The organism is Klebsiella sp. R445 (assembly GCF_051131755.1).
In the GTDB taxonomy this organism is placed as follows: Bacteria; Pseudomonadota; Gammaproteobacteria; order Enterobacterales; family Enterobacteriaceae; genus Klebsiella; species Klebsiella lignicola.
The window spans coordinates 2214348-2232323 of sequence record NZ_CP180446.1 but is presented as its reverse complement, the minus strand read 5'-3'; the positions used below and the strand labels follow the sequence as shown (position 1 = coordinate 2232323).

Genomic DNA, 17976 nt, shown 5'->3' with positions numbered 1-17976 from the left:
CAGGAAAGAAACATGGCTACCAATGCAAAACCTGTCTACAAACGTATTCTGCTTAAGTTAAGTGGCGAAGCTCTGCAGGGTTCGGAAGGCTTCGGTATTGATGCAAGCATACTTGACCGTATGGCTCAGGAAATCAAAGAACTGGTTGAACTGGGTATTCAGGTCGGCGTCGTGATTGGTGGTGGTAACCTGTTCCGTGGTGCTGGTCTGGCGAAAGCGGGTATGAACCGCGTTGTGGGCGACCACATGGGCATGCTGGCAACGGTGATGAACGGCCTTGCAATGCGAGATTCTCTCCATCGCGCCTATGTGAACGCTCGCCTGATGTCAGCGATTCCGCTGAATGGCGTGTGTGATAACTACAGCTGGGCGGAAGCGATCAGCCTGCTGCGTAACAACCGCGTTGTTATCCTGGCTGCGGGTACCGGTAACCCGTTCTTCACTACCGACTCTGCAGCCTGCCTGCGCGGTATTGAAATTGAAGCCGATGTGGTGCTGAAAGCCACCAAAGTTGACGGCGTATTTACCGCTGACCCGGCCAAAGATCCGACCGCAACGATGTACGAGCAACTGAGCTACAGCGAAGTGCTTGATAAAGAACTGAAAGTTATGGATCTGGCCGCCTTTACCCTGGCGCGTGACCACAAATTGCCGATTCGCGTCTTCAACATGAATAAACCTGGCGCACTGCGTCGCGTGGTGATGGGCGAAAAAGAAGGCACTTTGATTACGGAATAATTCCCGTCAGCGCCAAATCCGGGTAATATTCCGCTTTACTTTCGCGGGCGCATTGCCCGGTGATTTGCATTAAACCTGACTATACTTAGCTCACTTTTGCGGTGAGCGACCGTCTGGTCTGTCTGAGACAAGTTTTCAAGGATTCGTAACGTGATTAGCGATATCAGAAAAGATGCTGAAGTACGCATGGAAAAATGCGTCGAAGCGTTCAAAACCCAAATCAGCAAAATACGCACGGGTCGTGCTTCTCCCAGCCTGCTGGATGGCATCGTCGTGGAATACTACGGCACGCCGACGCCGCTGCGTCAGCTGGCAAGCGTAACGGTAGAAGACTCACGTACTCTGAAAATCAACGTGTTCGACCGCTCTATGAGCCCGGCCGTTGAGAAAGCCATCATGGCTTCCGACCTCGGCCTGAACCCAAGCTCTGCGGGTACCGACATTCGCGTTCCGCTGCCGCCGCTGACGGAAGAACGTCGTAAAGATCTGACGAAGATCGTACGCGCCGAAGCCGAGCAGGCTCGCGTGTCAGTACGTAACGTTCGTCGTGATGCCAACGACAAAGTAAAAGCGCTGCTGAAAGACAAAGAGATCAGCGAAGATGACGATCGCCGTTCTCAGGACGACGTGCAGAAAATGACTGACGCCGCCATTAAGAAAGTTGATGCGGCGCTGGCAGATAAAGAAGCGGAACTGATGCAGTTCTGATTCTCTGCTGAAGCGACCGCCGCGCATCACTGCTGATGGGCTGCGGTCGTCAAGTCTGAAACGCCGTACAGAAGACCGAACGCGCAGTTGCATGGATTGTGTTAAACGGGTTGCCTTTGACGCTTGTTAAAGCCGATCTTGTGCAAAACCGTTCCCATGTTACTGATGCGCAAGGGCTTGCTGGCGGCGTTTTTCTTTTTATCCTGTCTCAATTCTTCTGGACATCTCATGAAGCAATTAACCGTTCTCGGTTCGACCGGTTCAATTGGATGCAGCACGCTGGATGTGGTGCGCCATAACCCCGATCGCTTTTCCGTCGCCGCGCTGGTCGCGGGGAAAAATGTCGACCGCATGGTTGAACAATGTCTGGAATTCTCCCCTGGCTACGCGGTCATGGACGATGCGCAAAGCGCGGATACGTTGCGCATTCGGCTGCGTGAAAGCGGCAGCCAGACTGAAGTATTGAGCGGCCAGCAGGCTGCCGCTGACGTTGCGGCGATGGACCATGTCGATCAGGTGATGGCAGCGATCGTAGGCGCCGCCGGGCTGGTGCCGACGCTGGCGGCAATTCGTGCCGGTAAAACGGTGCTGCTGGCAAATAAAGAATCGCTGGTGACCTGCGGGCGTCTGTTTATGGATGCGGTGCAGCAGTCCGGCGCGCGTTTGTTGCCCGTTGATAGCGAACATAACGCTATTTTTCAGAGTATGCCGGTAACTGTTCAACATAATCTTGGATACGCTGATTTAACGCAGAATGGCGTTTCGTCGATTCTGCTGACCGGTTCGGGTGGTCCTTTCCGGGAGACGGCAATAGCCGAGCTGGCTGCAATGACGCCGGATCAGGCCTGCCGCCATCCTAACTGGTCAATGGGACGCAAAATTTCCGTGGATTCCGCCACCATGATGAACAAGGGGCTGGAATATATCGAAGCCCGCTGGTTGTTCAACGCCTCGGCCCGGCAGATGGAAGTACTGATCCACCCGCAATCCGTGATCCATTCTATGGTGCGTTATCTTGACGGTAGCGTTATTGCGCAGCTTGGAGAACCAGATATGCGCACGCCTATCGCCCATACGATGGGGTGGCCAGAGCGCCTCAATTCCGGTGTGCCGGCGTTAGATTTCTGTCAGTTGAGTCACCTGAGCTTTTCCGCGCCGGATTATGGACGTTACCCCTGTCTGAAACTGGCGATAGATGCATTTGAGCATGGTCAGGCGGCAACCACGGCGCTGAATGCGGCAAACGAAATCTCCGTCGCTGCCTTCCTGGCGCAAGAGATTCGCTTCACCGACATTGCCGCGATCAACCAGGGCGTGCTGGATCAACTGGCGCTGGATGAGCCTCAAAGCATTGAGGAAGTACTGGCTATCGACGCCCATGCCAGGGTGACCGCACAGCAACAGATTAAACGTCTGATAACGCGGGTCTGAACCTCAGCGACACGCTGTGATATTTGTGGGCGCTGGGCTTCAGTGATATAGTCTGCGCCACCCAATCGTTACATATTGATGTAATAGATTGCGGTGGCCGTGGAAAAACACGGCTTTTTTGCGTAAAGCTTTTGGTTGTTCTCTGCGATTAGCTGCAGCTTCGGCACTGGATAAAAATGCGTATACAGCGCTGACCTGTTGCTTGCGTTTAGTGGCTTGGCTAATCCTTATTATGGACTTAAAACGCATATATGTTGTCTGCTAATCACACTGTCAGCGAAGGGTCGCTTGCTCATGGCTGCCGCCATGTCGCCATTATTATGGATGGCAACGGTCGCTGGGCTAAGCAACAAGGAAAAATTCGCGCATTCGGCCATAAAGCCGGGGCGAAATCGGTTCGTCGTGCCGTTTCTTTCGCGGCGAACAATGGTATTGAAGCGTTAACGCTATACGCATTCAGCAGTGAGAACTGGAACCGCCCCGCGCAGGAAGTTACTGCATTGATGGAACTGTTTGTCTGGGCACTGGATAGCGAAGTCAAAAGTCTGCACCGGCACAACGTCCGATTGCGGATCATCGGCGACACAACGCGTTTTAATTCCCGTCTACAGGAGCGTATCCGCAAAGCGGAAGCGTTGACGGAAAACAACACGGGCTTAACGCTGAATATTGCAGCGAATTATGGTGGGCGCTGGGATATTACTCAGGGTGTCCGCCAACTGGCTGAACAGGTACAGAAAGGGTTACTTCAGCCCGTACAGATCACCGAAGACATGCTGAGTCAGCAGGTCTGTATGCATGAGCTGGCACCTGTAGATTTAGTTATTAGGACCGGGGGAGAGCATCGCATCAGTAATTTTTTGATTTGGCAAATTGCCTATGCCGAACTTTACTTTACCGATGTTCTTTGGCCCGATTTTGCTGAACAGGACTTTGAAGGTGCACTCCATGCCTTTGTTAATCGAGAGCGTCGTTTCGGCGGCACTGAGCCGGGTGGCAATCATGCCTGATGGGGGTCACTTTTGCTGAAGTATCGCCTGATATCGGCTTTGGTCTTAATTCCTGCGGTAATTGCGGCGCTTTTTCTGTTGCCGCCGGCGGGTTTTGCTATTGTCACGCTGGTTGTCTGCATGCTCGCTGCCTGGGAGTGGGGACAATTTAGCGGTTTCACTTCTACCTCACAACGCATCTGGCTGGCGCTGCTTTGCGGCCTGCTGTTAGCGTTGATGCTTTTCCTGATGCCAGAATACCACTATGACGTTCATCAGCCTTTGGTTGAGGGATCGCTGTGGGCATCGTTTGGCTGGTGGATTGTGGCGCTGCTGCTGGTGCTCTCTTACCCGGCATCTGCCGCGTTCTGGCGGAACTCTAAAGTTCTGCGCCTGATCTTTGGCATTCTGACCATCGTTCCCTTTTTCTGGGGCATGCTGACGTTACGCGCATGGCACTATGCCGATAACCACTACAGCGGCGCACTGTGGCTGCTGTACGTGATGATTCTTGTCTGGGGTGCTGATTCCGGTGCCTATATGTTTGGCAAGCTGTTCGGTAAGCACAAGCTGGCACCTAAGGTCTCTCCGGGAAAAACCTGGCAGGGCTTCTTCGGTGGCCTGGTGACCGCCGCGGTGATCTCCTGGGCCTACGGTCTGTGGGCAAATCTCGATGTAACCCCAACGGTACTGCTGATTTGTTCTGTGGTCGCCGCGCTGGCATCAGTATTGGGTGACCTGACAGAGAGTATGTTTAAGCGAGAGGCCGGCATTAAGGATAGCGGCCATCTGATTCCCGGACACGGTGGAATACTGGATCGTATCGACAGCCTGACGGCGGCGGTACCGGTGTTCGCCTGTCTGCTATTGTTGGTCTTCAGGACGATTTGACGGAAGGTTTTATGCTAAGCGTACTCTGGAATTTGGCTGCTTTTATCATTGCGCTGGGCGTATTGATTACCGTGCATGAGTTTGGTCATTTCTGGGTGGCTCGTCGCTGTGGCATCCGCGTTGAACGCTTCTCCATTGGCTTTGGTAAAGCGTTATGGCGACGCAGCGACAAGCAGGGGACGGAATTCGTCATTGCGCTTATCCCACTCGGTGGCTACGTCAAGATGCTCGACGAACGCGTCGAGCCGGTGGCGCCAGAGATGCGCCACTACGCGTTTAACAACAAAACCGTGGGTCAGCGGGCGGCAGTAATCGCCGCCGGGCCTATCGCCAACTTCATTTTTGCCATCTTTGCCTACTGGCTGGTCTTCATCATCGGCGTCCCCGGCGTTCGCCCTGTCGTTGGAGAAATAGTACCCGATTCGATTGCTGCACACGCACAAATTGCAAAAGGAACGGAACTTAAAGCGATAGATGGCATCGAAACGCCTGATTGGGATGCCGTGCGTATGGCACTGGTGACGAAGATTGGCGATGAGCAAACAATAGTTTCGGTCGCCCCTTTCGGCAGCAGCCAGCGTCAGGATAAAATCCTCGATCTGCGGCACTGGGCTTTCGAGCCGGATAAACAAGATCCGGTAGCGTCGTTAGGTATTCAGCCTCGTAGCGCGCAGATTGATACGGTACTGGCTGAAGTACAGGCAAATTCGGCTGCGAAGAAGGCTGGTTTGCAAGCGGGCGACAGGATCGTTAAAGTCGATGGCCAGCCGTTAACGCAGTGGATGACGTTTGTTAATCTGGTGCGTGACAACCCAGGCAAGGCGCTGGTGTTGGACATTGAGCGACAGGGGGCACCCTTATCTGTTACGCTGACGCCTGATACGAAGTCCGCAAAAGGTAAGGCTGAAGGGTTCGCAGGAGTGGTACCAAAGGTCATTCCGCTGCCCGATGAATATAAGACAGTGCGTCAGTATGGGCCGTTTGCGGCCATTGCTGAAGCCACGGATAAAACCTGGCAACTGATGTCGTTGACGGTCAGGATGTTGGGTAAATTGATAACCGGTGATGTCAAACTGAACAACCTCAGCGGGCCGATTTCTATCGCCCAGGGGGCTGGAATGTCAGCGGAGTTTGGGTTGATTTATTATCTGATGTTCCTCGCGCTGATTAGCGTGAACCTCGGGATAATCAATCTGTTTCCGCTTCCCGTCCTGGACGGGGGGCACCTGCTGTTTTTGGCAATTGAAAAGCTGAAGGGCGGGCCGGTATCCGAGCGAGTTCAAGACTTTAGTTATCGCATTGGCTCAATACTGCTGGTGTTGTTAATGGGGCTTGCACTTTTCAATGATTTCTCTCGGTTGTAAGAGAGTTTGTTAGGAAGAACGCATAATAACGATGGCGATGAAAAAGTTGCTCATAGCGTCGCTGCTGTTTAGCAGCGCAACCGTATACGGTGCTGAAGGGTTCGTGGTGAAGGACATTCATTTCGAAGGCTTGCAGCGTGTCGCTGTTGGTGCGGCCCTCCTCAGTATGCCAGTGCGTCCTGGCGATACGGTAACCGATGATGATATCAGTAACACCATCCGTGCTCTGTTTGCCACTGGCAACTTTGAGGACGTCCGCGTCCTGCGCGATGGTGATACCCTGTTGGTGCAGGTGAAAGAGCGCCCAACGATTGCCAGCATCACTTTCTCCGGTAACAAGTCGGTGAAGGATGACATGCTCAAGCAAAATCTTGAGGCATCCGGTGTTCGTGTCGGGGAATCTCTTGACCGCACGACGCTTGCTGATATCGAGAAAGGGCTGGAAGATTTCTACTACAGCGTCGGTAAATACAGCGCCAGCGTAAAAGCTGTCGTCACGCCGCTGCCACGTAACCGTGTCGACCTGAAACTGGTGTTCCAGGAAGGCGTTTCGGCGAAAATCCAGCAGATTAACATTGTCGGTAACCATGCATTCAGCACCGATGAACTGATCTCAACATTCCAACTGCGTGATGAAGTACCGTGGTGGAACGTGGTCGGCGACCGTAAATACCAGAAACAGAAACTGGCAGGGGATCTCGAAACTCTGCGCAGCTACTACCTGGATCGCGGTTACGCACGTTTCAACATCGATTCCACGCAGGTGAGCCTGACGCCAGATAAAAAAGGCATCTACATCACCGTCAACATTACAGAAGGCGAGCAGTACAAGCTTTCTGGTGTGCAGGTGACGGGCGATCTGGCAGGCCATTCGGCGGAAATCGAAGCCTTGACCAAGGTGGAGCCGGGCGAGCTGTATAACGGCGCCAAAGTGACCAAAATGGAGAATGATATTAAGAAACTCCTCGGTCGCTACGGTTACGCCTATCCGCGCGTACAGTCTCAGCCGGAAATCAACGACACCGATAAGACCGTGAAGCTGCACGTCAATGTTGACGCGGGCAACCGCTACTACGTGCGTAAAATTCGCTTCGAAGGCAACGACACCTCAAAAGACTCCGTTCTGCGTCGCGAAATGCGTCAGATGGAAGGGGCCTGGCTGGGTAGCGATATGGTCGATCAGGGTAAAGATCGTCTGAATCGCTTAGGCTACTTTGAAACGGTAGATACCGATACGCAGCGCGTACCAGGTAGCCCGGATCAGGTTGATGTTGTCTATAAGGTCAAAGAACGTAACACCGGTAGCTTCAACTTCGGTATCGGTTACGGTACGGAAAGTGGCGTAAGCTTCCAGGCTGGCGTTCAGCAGGACAACTGGTTAGGTACCGGCTATTCCGTTGGAATTAACGGCACCAAAAACGATTATCAGACCTATACTGAACTGTCGGTAACCAACCCGTATTTCACCGTGGATGGCGTGAGTCTCGGTGGTCGTATCTTCTATAACGACTTCGACGCGAACGATGCGGACCTGTCTGACTATACCAACAAAAGCTATGGTACAGACATCACGCTGGGCTTCCCGGTTAACGAATACAACACCCTGCGTGCAGGCCTGGGTTATGTCCATAACTCCTTGTCCAACATGCAACCGCAGGTGTCGATGTGGCGTTACCTGAACTCAATGGGTCAGAACCCGGGCACGACGGATGATAACAACTCATTCAGCGCGAACGACTTCACCTTCAACTACGGGTGGACCTATAACAAACTCGACCGTGGCTTCTTCCCGACGGAAGGTTCGCGAGTCAACCTGAATGGTAAAGTAACCATTCCAGGTTCTGATAACGAATACTACAAAGCCACGCTGGATACCGCGACCTACGTGCCGATCGATAACGACCACAAGTGGGTTGTTCTGGGACGTACTCGCTTCGGTTATGGCGACGGTATTGGCGGTAAAGAAATGCCGTTCTACGAGAACTTCTACGCCGGTGGTTCAAGCACCGTACGTGGGTTCCAGTCGAACACCATTGGCCCGAAAGCGGTATATTTCCCGGCCAGCAATCGTCATGATGACGATGACAACTATGACAGCAACTGTAAGAGCACTGAATCTGCGCCGTGTAAATCGGATGATGCGGTGGGCGGTAACGCCATGGCCGTGGCCAGTCTTGAGCTGATCACCCCGACACCGTTTATCAGTGATAAATATGCTAACTCGGTCCGTACCTCGTTCTTCTGGGATATGGGTACCGTGTGGGATACACACTGGGATTCAAGCGCTTATGCGGGTTATCCGGATTACGGTGACCCGAGCAACATCCGTATGTCCGCCGGTATTGCGGTACAGTGGATGTCGCCGTTGGGGCCGTTGGTCTTCTCCTACGCCCAACCGTTCAAAAAGTACGATGGAGACAAGGCCGAGCAGTTCCAGTTTAACATTGGTAAAACCTGGTAATTGTCGGCAGCAAAGGAATGTAAGTGCAGTATAGCGCTGACTTTAGGCGATAACCGCGGTTATCGCCTGGCCACGCAAATAACGGTACCCCTGGGTACTCATGGGATGGTAAGGAGTTAATTGTGAAAAAGTGGTTATTAGCTGCAGGTCTGGGTTTAGCAATGGTAACTTCCGCGCAGGCGGCAGATAAAATTGCAATGGTTAACATGAACAGCCTGTTCCAACAGGTAGCTCAGAAAACGGGTGTTTCTAATACGCTGGAAAATGAGTTCAAAGGCCGCGCAAGCGAGCTGCAGCGTATGGAAGGCGACCTGCAGTCCAAAATGCAGCGTCTGCAGTCTATGAAGCCGGGTGCCGACCGTACCAAGCTGGAAAAAGACGTTATGGCTCAGCGCCAGACTTTCTCTCAAAAAGCACAGTCTTTTGAGCAGGATCGTTCACGTCGTTCCAACGAAGAACGTGGCAAACTGGTTAACCGTATCCAGACCGCTGTGAAAAGCGTAGCGAGCAGCCAGAGCATCGACCTGGTTGTTGATTCTAATGCCGTTGCATACAACAGCAGCGATGTGAAAGACATCACCGCTGATGTGCTGAAACAGGTTAAATAAGTAATGCCTTCAATTCGACTGGCTGATCTTGCGCAGCAGTTGGATGCAGAATTACACGGTGATGGCGATATCGTCATCACCGGTGTTGCGTCCATGCAGACTGCCAAAGCAGGCCATATTACGTTCATGGTTAATCCTAAATACCGTGAACACCTGGCCGCATGCCAGGCTTCTGCCGTCGTGATGACGCAGGACGATTTACCCTTTGCCCAAGGCGCCGCGCTGGTAGTGCGTAACCCCTACCTGACTTACGCGCGCATGGCTCAAATTCTGGATACTACGCCGCAGCCGGCGCAGAATATCGCACCCAGTGCGGTGATTGATAGCACGGCGAAGCTAGGTAAGAACGTTGCCATCGGCCCGAATGCCGTTATCGAATCTGATGTTGAGCTTGGCGATAACGTCGTGATTGGTGCCGGGTGCTTCGTCGGTAAAAAGACCAAAATTGGCGCGGGCTCCCGTTTGTGGGCCAACGTGAGCGTTTACCATGAGATTGAGATCGGTGAGAATTGCCTGATCCAGTCCAGTACGGTGATTGGCGCAGATGGCTTCGGCTATGCCAACGATCGTGGTAACTGGGTGAAGATCCCACAGTTAGGTCGCGTGATTATTGGCGACCGAGTGGAGATTGGTGCCTGTACGACCATTGACCGTGGTGCGCTGGATGATACCGTCATCGGTAATGGTGTGATTATTGATAATCAGTGCCAGATTGCCCATAACGTTGTGATTGGTGACAATACGGCCGTTGCTGGCGGTGTGATCATGGCAGGCAGCCTGAAAATTGGCCGTTACTGCATGATTGGCGGCGCGAGCGTTATTAACGGGCATATGGAAATCTGCGATAAAGTCACCGTCACCGGAATGGGTATGGTGATGCGTCCTATTACCGAGCCAGGCGTCTATTCATCAGGTATTCCGCTGCAGCCGAACAAAGTCTGGCGTAAAACCGCAGCGTTGGTGATGAACATTGACGAGATAAGCAAACGCCTCAAATCAATTGAACGGAAGGTTAATCAGCAAGATTAACGTCTCTGTTACCACACAACATCATGCAAGCAACATCGGGGTGGCTGCTACGGCTGACAACGATGTGGCTTAAGAGGTGGCGTGTAAAAATTTTCGGCCTGTTGCATTCATAAGATTGCAGCAGGCCGTGTTATTATTGCCTTTTAGTATATTTAGACAGGAAGAGTATTTTGACTACTGAAACTCATACTCTGCATATTGAAGAGATTCTGGAACTTCTGCCTCACCGTTACCCGTTTCTGCTGGTAGACCGTGTGCTGGATTTTGAAGAAGGCCGTTTTCTGCGCGCAGTAAAAAATGTTTCTGTTAACGAGCCGTTTTTCCAGGGGCACTTCCCTGGTAAGCCGATTTTACCTGGCGTGTTAATTCTGGAAGCGATGGCGCAGGCCACGGGTATTCTGGCATTTAAAAGCGTGGGTAAACTCGAACCTGGCGAACTGTATTACTTCGCAGGGATCGATGAAGCGCGTTTCAAACGTCCGGTAGTACCTGGCGATCAGATGATTATGGAAGTCACTTTCGAGAAAACCCGCCGTGGCCTGACGCGTTTCAAAGGTGTGGCGCTGGTTGACGGTAAAGTGGTTTGCGAAGCAACGATGATGTGTGCGCGTAGCCGGGAGGCCTGATACGTGATTGATAAAACCGCCTTTATTCATCCTACTGCCATTGTAGAAGAGGGCGCCATTATTGGTGCAAACGCTCACATTGGCCCGTTTTGTATTGTTGGTGCTCACGTCGAAATCGGCGAAGGCACCGTACTGAAGTCTCATGTTGTTGTTAATGGCCACACCAAAATTGGCCGTGATAACGAGATCTATCAGTTCGCTTCCATCGGTGAAGTTAACCAGGATTTGAAATACGCTGGTGAACCGACTCGAGTGGAAATTGGCGATCGCAACCGCATTCGCGAAAGCGTCACCATTCATCGCGGTACAGTACAGGGCGGTGGATTAACGAAGGTGGGCAGCGATAACCTGCTGATGATCAACGCGCACGTTGCACACGATTGCACTGTCGGCGACCGCTGTATTCTGGCGAATAACGCCACGCTGGCCGGGCATGTTTCACTGGATGATTTCGTTATCATCGGTGGCATGACCGCAGTGCATCAGTTCTGCATCATCGGCGCGCACGTCATGGTTGGCGGCTGCTCCGGCGTCGCACAGGACGTACCGCCGTTCGTGATTGCTCAGGGCAACCACGCGACGCCATATGGCGTCAATATTGAAGGCCTGAAGCGCCGTGGCTTTAGCCGCGAAGCGATTACCGCGATTCGTAACGCCTATAAACTGCTGTATCGCAGCGGCAAAACGCTGGACGAAGTCAAACCGGAAATCGCCGAACTGGCCGTTCAGCATCCTGAAGTACAGCCATTTTTCGATTTCTTCGCCCGTTCTACACGCGGCCTGATTCGTTAATGTCTGTACAGCGTCCCCTGACGATTGCCCTTGTCGCCGGAGAAACCTCCGGCGACATTCTTGGTGCAGGTCTGATCCGCGCGCTCAAAGCACGTATCCCCGATGCTCGCTTTGTTGGCGTGGCGGGACCGCTTATGCAGGCCGAAGGTTGTGAAGCCTGGTACGAAATGGAAGAGCTGGCCGTGATGGGCATTGTTGAAGTGCTCGGACGACTGCGCCGCCTGCTGCATATTCGTGCCGATCTGACCCGACGATTTACCGAGCTGCAGCCCGATGTATTCGTTGGGATTGATGCCCCTGATTTTAACATTACCCTTGAGGGTAACCTGAAAAAACAGGGTATCAGAACGATTCATTACGTCAGCCCGTCGGTGTGGGCATGGCGACAAAAACGTGTTTTCAAAATTGGCAGATCGACCGATCTGGTGCTGGCATTTCTGCCTTTCGAAAAAGCGTTTTATGACCGGTTTAACGTTCCCTGCCAGTTTATCGGCCACACGATGGCCGATGCGATGCCGCTGGATCCGGACAAAGACGCCGCCCGTCAGCGTTTAGGTATTGCCCGGGATGTCCACTGCCTTGCGCTGCTACCGGGAAGCCGGGGTGCTGAAGTCGAAATGCTCAGCGCTGACTTCCTGAAAACCGCGCAAATTTTACGTCAGGATTACCCTGACCTGCAGGTACTGGTGCCGCTGGTGAATGCGAAACGCCGGGAGCAGTTTGAACGCATTAAAGCGGAAACGGCCCCGGAGCTCACGGTCCATCTGCTGGATGGGCAGGCGCGCGATGCGATGATTGCCAGCGACGCGGCTCTGCTGGCCTCCGGCACCGCGGCGCTGGAGTGCATGCTGGCGAAGTGCCCGATGGTAGTGGGCTATCGCATGAAGCCATTTACCTTCTGGCTGGCGAAACGGCTGGTGAAAACCGACTATGTCTCCCTACCGAATCTGTTGGCCGGGCGGGAACTGGTGAAAGAGCTGCTGCAGGACGAGTGCCAGCCGCAGTTGCTTGCCGATGCGCTGCGGCCATTGCTGGCTGATGGCAAGACCAGCCATGATATGCACGACACCTTCCGGGCGCTGCATCAACAGATTCGTTGCAATGCGGATGAGCAGGCAGCGGACGCAGTACTGGAGTTAGCAAAATGATTGAGTTTGTTTACCCGCATACCCACCTGGTGGCCGGCGTTGACGAAGTAGGCCGTGGGCCGCTGGTTGGCGCGGTGGTCACCGCCGCGGTGATCCTTGACCCGGAAAAGCCGATTGTGGGCCTCAACGACTCGAAAAAATTAAGCGAAAAGCGTCGACTGGCGCTGTTCGACGAAATCAAAGAAAAGGCGCTGTGCTGGAGTCTGGGACGCGCGGAACCCCATGAAATTGATGAGCTGAATATTCTCCATGCGACGATGCTGGCAATGCAGCGTGCCGTTGCTGGCCTGACTGTGGTGCCGGAGTTTGTGCTGATTGATGGCAACCGCTGCCCGTCGCTGCCTGTGCCTGCTCAGGCGGTAGTCAAAGGCGATAGCCGGGTGGCAGAAATCAGTGCAGCGTCTATTCTGGCTAAAGTCGTGCGCGATGCGGAAATGACCGCTCTGGATCTCGAATTTCCGCAGTATGGCTTTGCACAGCATAAAGGCTATCCTACCGCTTTCCATCTGGAAAAACTGATCGAACATGGCGCAACCGAACACCATCGGCGTAGTTTTGGCCCGGTAAAACGCGCGCTGGGCCTTGCGTCCTGATTCTTGTGTCGAGAAATAAGTAAACCGGAATCTGAAGATGTCTGAACCACGTTTCGTCCACCTACGGGTGCATAGCGACTATTCCATGATCGATGGGCTGGCAAAAACCGGGCCGCTGGTAAAAAAGGCGGCCTCACTGGGTATGCCTGCGCTGGCGATCACCGATTTTACTAACCTGTGTGGTCTGGTGAAGTTCTACGGCGCGGGACATGGCGCAGGGCTGAAACCGATCGTCGGGGCAGATTTTCACGTCCAGAGCGAGCTGATGGGTGATGAGCTCACCGAATTAACGGTTCTGGCGGCCAATAATACCGGTTATCAAAACCTGACGCTGCTGATTTCCCGTGCCTATCAGCGCGGCTACGGCGCGCTGGGGCCCTGTATCGATCGCGACTGGCTGATTGAACACCAGGAAGGGCTGATTCTGCTTTCCGGCGCCCGCAAAGGTGACGTCGGCATCAGCCTGATGCGTGGCAACATGCCGTTGGTCGAACAGTGCGTCGCTTTCTACGAAGAACATTTTCCGGATCGCTACTATCTGGAGCTGATTCGCACCGGCCGTGCCGATGAAGAAGCCTATCTACATGCCGCAGTGCAGCTCGCCGAAGCGCGCGGGTTGCCGGTTGTTGCCACCAATGATGTCCGCTTTCTGGAAACCGGCGACTTCGATGCCCATGAGATCCGCGTTGCGATCCATGACGGCTTTACCCTCGATGATCCGAAACGCCCACGTAACTATTCGCCGCAGCAATATATGCGCAGCGAAGACGAAATGTGCGAGTTGTTCTCCGATATTCCCGAGGCGCTGGAAAATACCGTCGAAATAGCCAAGCGCTGCAACGTGACCGTGCGTTTAGGCGAATACTTCCTGCCGCAGTTCCCGACCGGGGAGATGACGACGGAAGATTTTCTGGTCCTGAAATCGAAAGAAGGTCTGGAAGAGCGTCTGGAATTCCTGTTCCCGGATCCGGCTGTTCGCGCTGAGAAGCGTCCTGCCTATGATGAGCGTCTGGACATTGAGCTCCAGGTGATTAACCAGATGGGCTTCCCCGGCTACTTCCTGATCGTCATGGAGTTTATCCAGTGGTCGAAGGATAACGGCGTTCCGGTCGGGCCAGGCCGTGGTTCTGGTGCCGGTTCATTAGTTGCTTACGCCTTAAAAATCACCGATCTCGACCCGCTGGAATTCGATCTGCTGTTCGAACGTTTCCTCAACCCGGAACGTGTCTCGATGCCCGACTTTGACGTCGACTTCTGCATGGAGAAACGCGACCAGGTTATCGAGCACGTGGCGGACATGTACGGCCGCGACGCGGTATCGCAGATCATCACCTTCGGTACGATGGCGGCGAAAGCGGTTATCCGTGACGTGGGGCGCGTGCTTGGCCACCCGTACGGGTTTGTAGACCGTATTTCAAAACTGGTGCCGCCAGATCCGGGCATGACGCTGGCGAAAGCTTTTGAAGCCGAGCCGCAGCTGCCGGAAATCTACGAAGCTGACGAAGAAGTTAAAGCGCTGATCGACATGGCGCGCAAACTGGAAGGCGTCACGCGTAACGCCGGTAAACATGCCGGGGGCGTGGTTATCGCGCCGACCAAAATTACCGATTTCGCCCCGCTGTATTGCGATGAAGCCGGGCTGCATCCGGTCACCCAGTTTGACAAAAACGACGTGGAATACGCCGGGCTGGTCAAGTTCGACTTCCTCGGCCTGCGTACGTTGACCATCATCAACTGGGCACTGGAGATGATCAACAAGCGGCGGGAGAAACAAGGCGAAGCGCCGCTGGATATTGCAGCGATCCCGCTGGATGACAAGAAAAGCTTCGATATGCTGCAGCGTTCGGAAACCACCGCGGTATTCCAGCTTGAATCGCGCGGCATGAAAGACCTGATCAAGCGTCTGCAGCCTGACTGTTTTGAAGATATGATCGCCCTGGTGGCGCTGTTCCGTCCCGGCCCCCTGCAATCGGGGATGGTAGATAACTTTATCGACCGTAAGCATGGCCGCGAGGAGATCTCTTACCCTGACGTACAGTGGCAACACGAATGCCTGAAACCGGTACTTGAGCCAACCTATGGCATTATCTTGTATCAGGAACAGGTCATGCAGATAGCCCAGGAGCTTTCCGGCTACACGCTGGGCGGCGCGGATATGCTACGTCGTGCGATGGGTAAGAAAAAACCCGAAGAGATGGCCAAGCAGCGCGGGACCTTCGAGGATGGGGCGAAGAAAAACGGCGTCGACGGCGAGCTGGCGATGAAAATCTTCGACCTGGTAGAGAAATTTGCCGGTTATGGGTTTAACAAATCGCACTCGGCTGCCTACGCGCTGGTTTCTTACCAGACGCTGTGGTTAAAGGCGCACTATCCGGCGGAATTTATGGCGGCGGTAATGACCGCTGATATGGATAACACCGAGAAAGTGGTCGGGCTGGTGGATGAATGCTGGCGCATGGGGCTGAAAATCCTGCCGCCGGACATTAACTCCGGGCTGTACCATTTCCATGTCAATGACGACGGTGAGATAGTCTACGGCATCGGCGCGATTAAAGGCGTCGGCGAAGGCCCCATTGAAGCGATTATTGAAGCGCGTAACGAGGGCGGCTATTTCCGCGAGCTTTTCGACCTGTGCGCCCGTACCGACATCAAAAAACTGAACCGTCGGATCCTGGAAAAACTGATTATGTCCGGGGCATTTGACCGCCTCGGTCCGCATCGTGCAGCGTTAATGAATTCGCTGAGTGATGCGCTCAAGGCCGCCGATCAACATGCGAAAGCCGAGGCGATTGGCCAGGCAGATATGTTCGGGGTGCTGGCAGAAGAGCCAGAACAGATCGAGCAGTCTTATGCCAACTGCCAGCCGTGGCCGGAGCAGGTGGTGCTGGATGGTGAAAGGGAAACGCTCGGTCTGTATCTGACGGGACACCCCATCAACCAGTATTTGAAAGAGATTGAGCGCTACGTGGGTGGCGTGAGACTCAAAGACATGCATCCGACCGATCGTGGTAAAGTGACCACGGCGGCGGGGCTCGTGATTGCCGCGCGGGTAATGGTCACCAAGCGTGGTAATCGTATCGGTATCTGTACGTTGGATGACCGTTCCGGGCGTCTGGAGGTGATGTTATTCACCGACGCGCTGGATAAATATCAGCAATTGCTGGAAAAAGACCGCATACTTATCGTCAGCGGACAGGTCAGCTTTGATGACTTCAGCGGGGGGCTTAAAATGACCGCCCGTGAAGTGATGGACATTGACGAAGCCCGGGAAAAATATGCTCGCGGGCTTGCTATCTCGCTGACGGACAGGCAAATTGATGACCAGCTTTTAAACCGACTCCGTCAGTCTCTGGAACCCCACCGTTCGGGAACTATTCCAGTACACCTCTATTATCAGAGGGCGGATGCACGCGCGCGGTTGCGTTTTGGCGCAACATGGCGCGTCTCTCCGAGCGATCGTTTACTCAACGATCTGCGTGGCCTTATCGGCTCGGAGCAGGTGGAACTGGAGTTTGACTAATACAGGAATACTATGAGTCTGAATTTCCTTGATTTTGAACAGCCGATTGCAGAGCTGGAAGCGAAAATCGATTCCCTGACTGCCGTAAGCCGTCAGGATGAGAAACTCGATATTAACATCGACGAAGAAGTGCATCGTCTGCGTGAGAAAAGCGTAGAACTGACGCGCAAAATCTTCGCCGATCTTGGTGCATGGCAGGTTGCTCAACTGGCTCGCCATCCACGTCGCCCGTACACCCTGGATTATGTCCGCCTGGCTTTCGACGAGTTTGACGAGCTGGCTGGTGACCGTGCTTACGCTGACGACAAAGCTATTGTCGGTGGTATTGCGCGTCTGGACGGGCGTCCGGTGATGATCATCGGCCATCAGAAAGGGCGCGAAACGAAAGAAAAAATTCGTCGCAACTTCGGGATGCCGGCACCGGAAGGCTACCGTAAAGCACTGCGTCTGATGGAGATGGCCGAGCGTTTTAAAATGCCGATCATCACCTTTATCGACACCCCAGGGGCTTACCCGGGCGTCGGGGCAGAAGAGCGCGGCCAGTCTGAAGCGATTGCCCGTAACCTGCGCGAAATGTCACGTCTGAGCGTGCCGGTCATCTGTACCGTTATTGGTGAAGGTGGCTCCGGTGGCGCACTGGCGATCGGCGTTGGCGACAAGGTCAACATGCTGCAGTACAGCACCTACTCGGTTATTTCACCTGAAGGCTGCGCCTCCATTCTGTGGAAAAGCGCCGATAAAGCCCCGCTGGCTGCCGAAGCGATGGGGATCGTGGCCCCGCGTCTGAAAGAGCTGAAGCTTATCGACTCCATTATTCCGGAACCTCTGGGTGGCGCGCATCGTAACCCGGAAGTCATCGCGGCAAGCCTGAAGGCGCAGCTGCTGGCCGATCTGGCGGATCTCGATACGCTGAGCGAAGAAGAGCTGTTAAACCGTCGCTACCAGCGTCTGATGAGCTACGGTTACGCCTGATCATCACCAGGCTTAAGCTATCAGGGGTCGGATTTTCCGGCCCCTTTTTTATGTGCGATACGCCAGCGCGATTGATATGATGCCTGACTTAGGTTAATTCCAGGAG

At 53.9% G+C, this 17976-nt stretch carries 15 protein-coding genes; all 15 read left to right on the top strand.

The window, feature by feature from the left end; genetic code table 11:
* Nucleotides 1-12 precede the first annotated feature (12 nt).
* The 15 genes from pyrH (at nt 13) to accA (ending at nt 17870) form a co-directional block, all read left to right on the top strand.
* Nucleotides 13-738, top strand: coding sequence for a UMP kinase (gene pyrH / locus ACMYSN_RS10440; RefSeq protein WP_123757412.1), 726 nt, complete (start codon nt 13-15; stop codon nt 736-738).
* Between the two features lie 150 nt (nt 739-888).
* On the top strand, nt 889-1446 hold the full coding sequence (frr, locus tag ACMYSN_RS10435) for a ribosome recycling factor (protein WP_004858114.1): 558 nt from the start codon (nt 889-891) through the stop codon (nt 1444-1446).
* Between the two features lie 228 nt (nt 1447-1674).
* Complete coding sequence (gene ispC, locus ACMYSN_RS10430) at nt 1675-2877, top strand: 1-deoxy-D-xylulose-5-phosphate reductoisomerase (protein ID WP_462497937.1); 1203 nt, start codon at nt 1675-1677, stop codon at nt 2875-2877.
* 251 nt (nt 2878-3128) lie between these two features.
* A complete protein-coding gene (gene ispU, locus ACMYSN_RS10425) occupies nt 3129-3887 on the top strand; it encodes an undecaprenyl diphosphate synthase family protein (protein WP_462497936.1) in 759 nt (252 codons plus the stop codon).
* A 12-nt stretch (nt 3888-3899) separates the two neighbouring features.
* A complete protein-coding gene (gene cdsA / locus ACMYSN_RS10420) occupies nt 3900-4757 on the top strand; it encodes a phosphatidate cytidylyltransferase (protein ID WP_462497935.1) in 858 nt (285 codons plus the stop codon).
* 11 nt (nt 4758-4768) lie between these two features.
* On the top strand, nt 4769-6121 hold the full coding sequence (gene rseP, locus ACMYSN_RS10415) for a sigma E protease regulator RseP (protein ID WP_462497934.1): 1353 nt from the start codon (nt 4769-4771) through the stop codon (nt 6119-6121).
* A 31-nt stretch (nt 6122-6152) separates the two neighbouring features.
* Complete coding sequence (gene bamA, locus ACMYSN_RS10410; protein ID WP_462497933.1) at nt 6153-8582, top strand: outer membrane protein assembly factor BamA; 2430 nt, start codon at nt 6153-6155, stop codon at nt 8580-8582.
* 122 nt (nt 8583-8704) lie between these two features.
* Nucleotides 8705-9190: a molecular chaperone Skp gene (gene skp / locus ACMYSN_RS10405; protein WP_123757406.1), complete on the top strand. Its 486-nt coding sequence runs from the start codon at nt 8705-8707 to the stop codon at nt 9188-9190.
* Between the two features lie 3 nt (nt 9191-9193).
* Nucleotides 9194-10219 carry a UDP-3-O-(3-hydroxymyristoyl)glucosamine N-acyltransferase gene (gene lpxD / locus ACMYSN_RS10400; RefSeq protein WP_154145151.1) on the top strand — a complete coding sequence of 342 codons (1026 nt, stop codon included), beginning with the start codon at nt 9194-9196 and terminating at the stop codon, nt 10217-10219.
* 170 nt (nt 10220-10389) lie between these two features.
* The gene (gene fabZ, locus ACMYSN_RS10395; RefSeq protein WP_004858132.1) at nt 10390-10845 is read left to right on the top strand and encodes a 3-hydroxyacyl-ACP dehydratase FabZ; all 456 of its coding nucleotides are present in this window, start codon (nt 10390-10392) and stop codon (nt 10843-10845) included.
* Nucleotides 10846-10848: 3 nt separating this feature from the next.
* Nucleotides 10849-11637 (top strand): acyl-ACP--UDP-N-acetylglucosamine O-acyltransferase, encoded by a 789-nt coding sequence (lpxA, locus tag ACMYSN_RS10390; protein ID WP_174509193.1) that lies wholly within the window; start codon nt 10849-10851, stop codon nt 11635-11637.
* The gene (lpxB, locus tag ACMYSN_RS10385) at nt 11637-12785 is read left to right on the top strand and encodes a lipid-A-disaccharide synthase (protein ID WP_462497932.1); all 1149 of its coding nucleotides are present in this window, start codon (nt 11637-11639) and stop codon (nt 12783-12785) included. The genes lpxA and lpxB overlap by 1 nt, the downstream gene beginning before the upstream one ends.
* Nucleotides 12782-13378: a ribonuclease HII gene (gene rnhB, locus ACMYSN_RS10380; protein WP_123757402.1), complete on the top strand. Its 597-nt coding sequence runs from the start codon at nt 12782-12784 to the stop codon at nt 13376-13378. Before lpxB ends, rnhB begins: the two co-directional genes overlap by 4 nt.
* A 37-nt stretch (nt 13379-13415) precedes the next feature.
* Nucleotides 13416-16898, top strand: coding sequence for a DNA polymerase III subunit alpha (dnaE, locus tag ACMYSN_RS10375; RefSeq protein WP_123757401.1), 3483 nt, complete (start codon nt 13416-13418; stop codon nt 16896-16898).
* Between the two features lie 12 nt (nt 16899-16910).
* Nucleotides 16911-17870, top strand: coding sequence for an acetyl-CoA carboxylase carboxyltransferase subunit alpha (gene accA, locus ACMYSN_RS10370; RefSeq protein ID WP_462497931.1), 960 nt, complete (start codon nt 16911-16913; stop codon nt 17868-17870).
* The last annotated feature ends 106 nt before the right edge of the window (nt 17871-17976 follow it).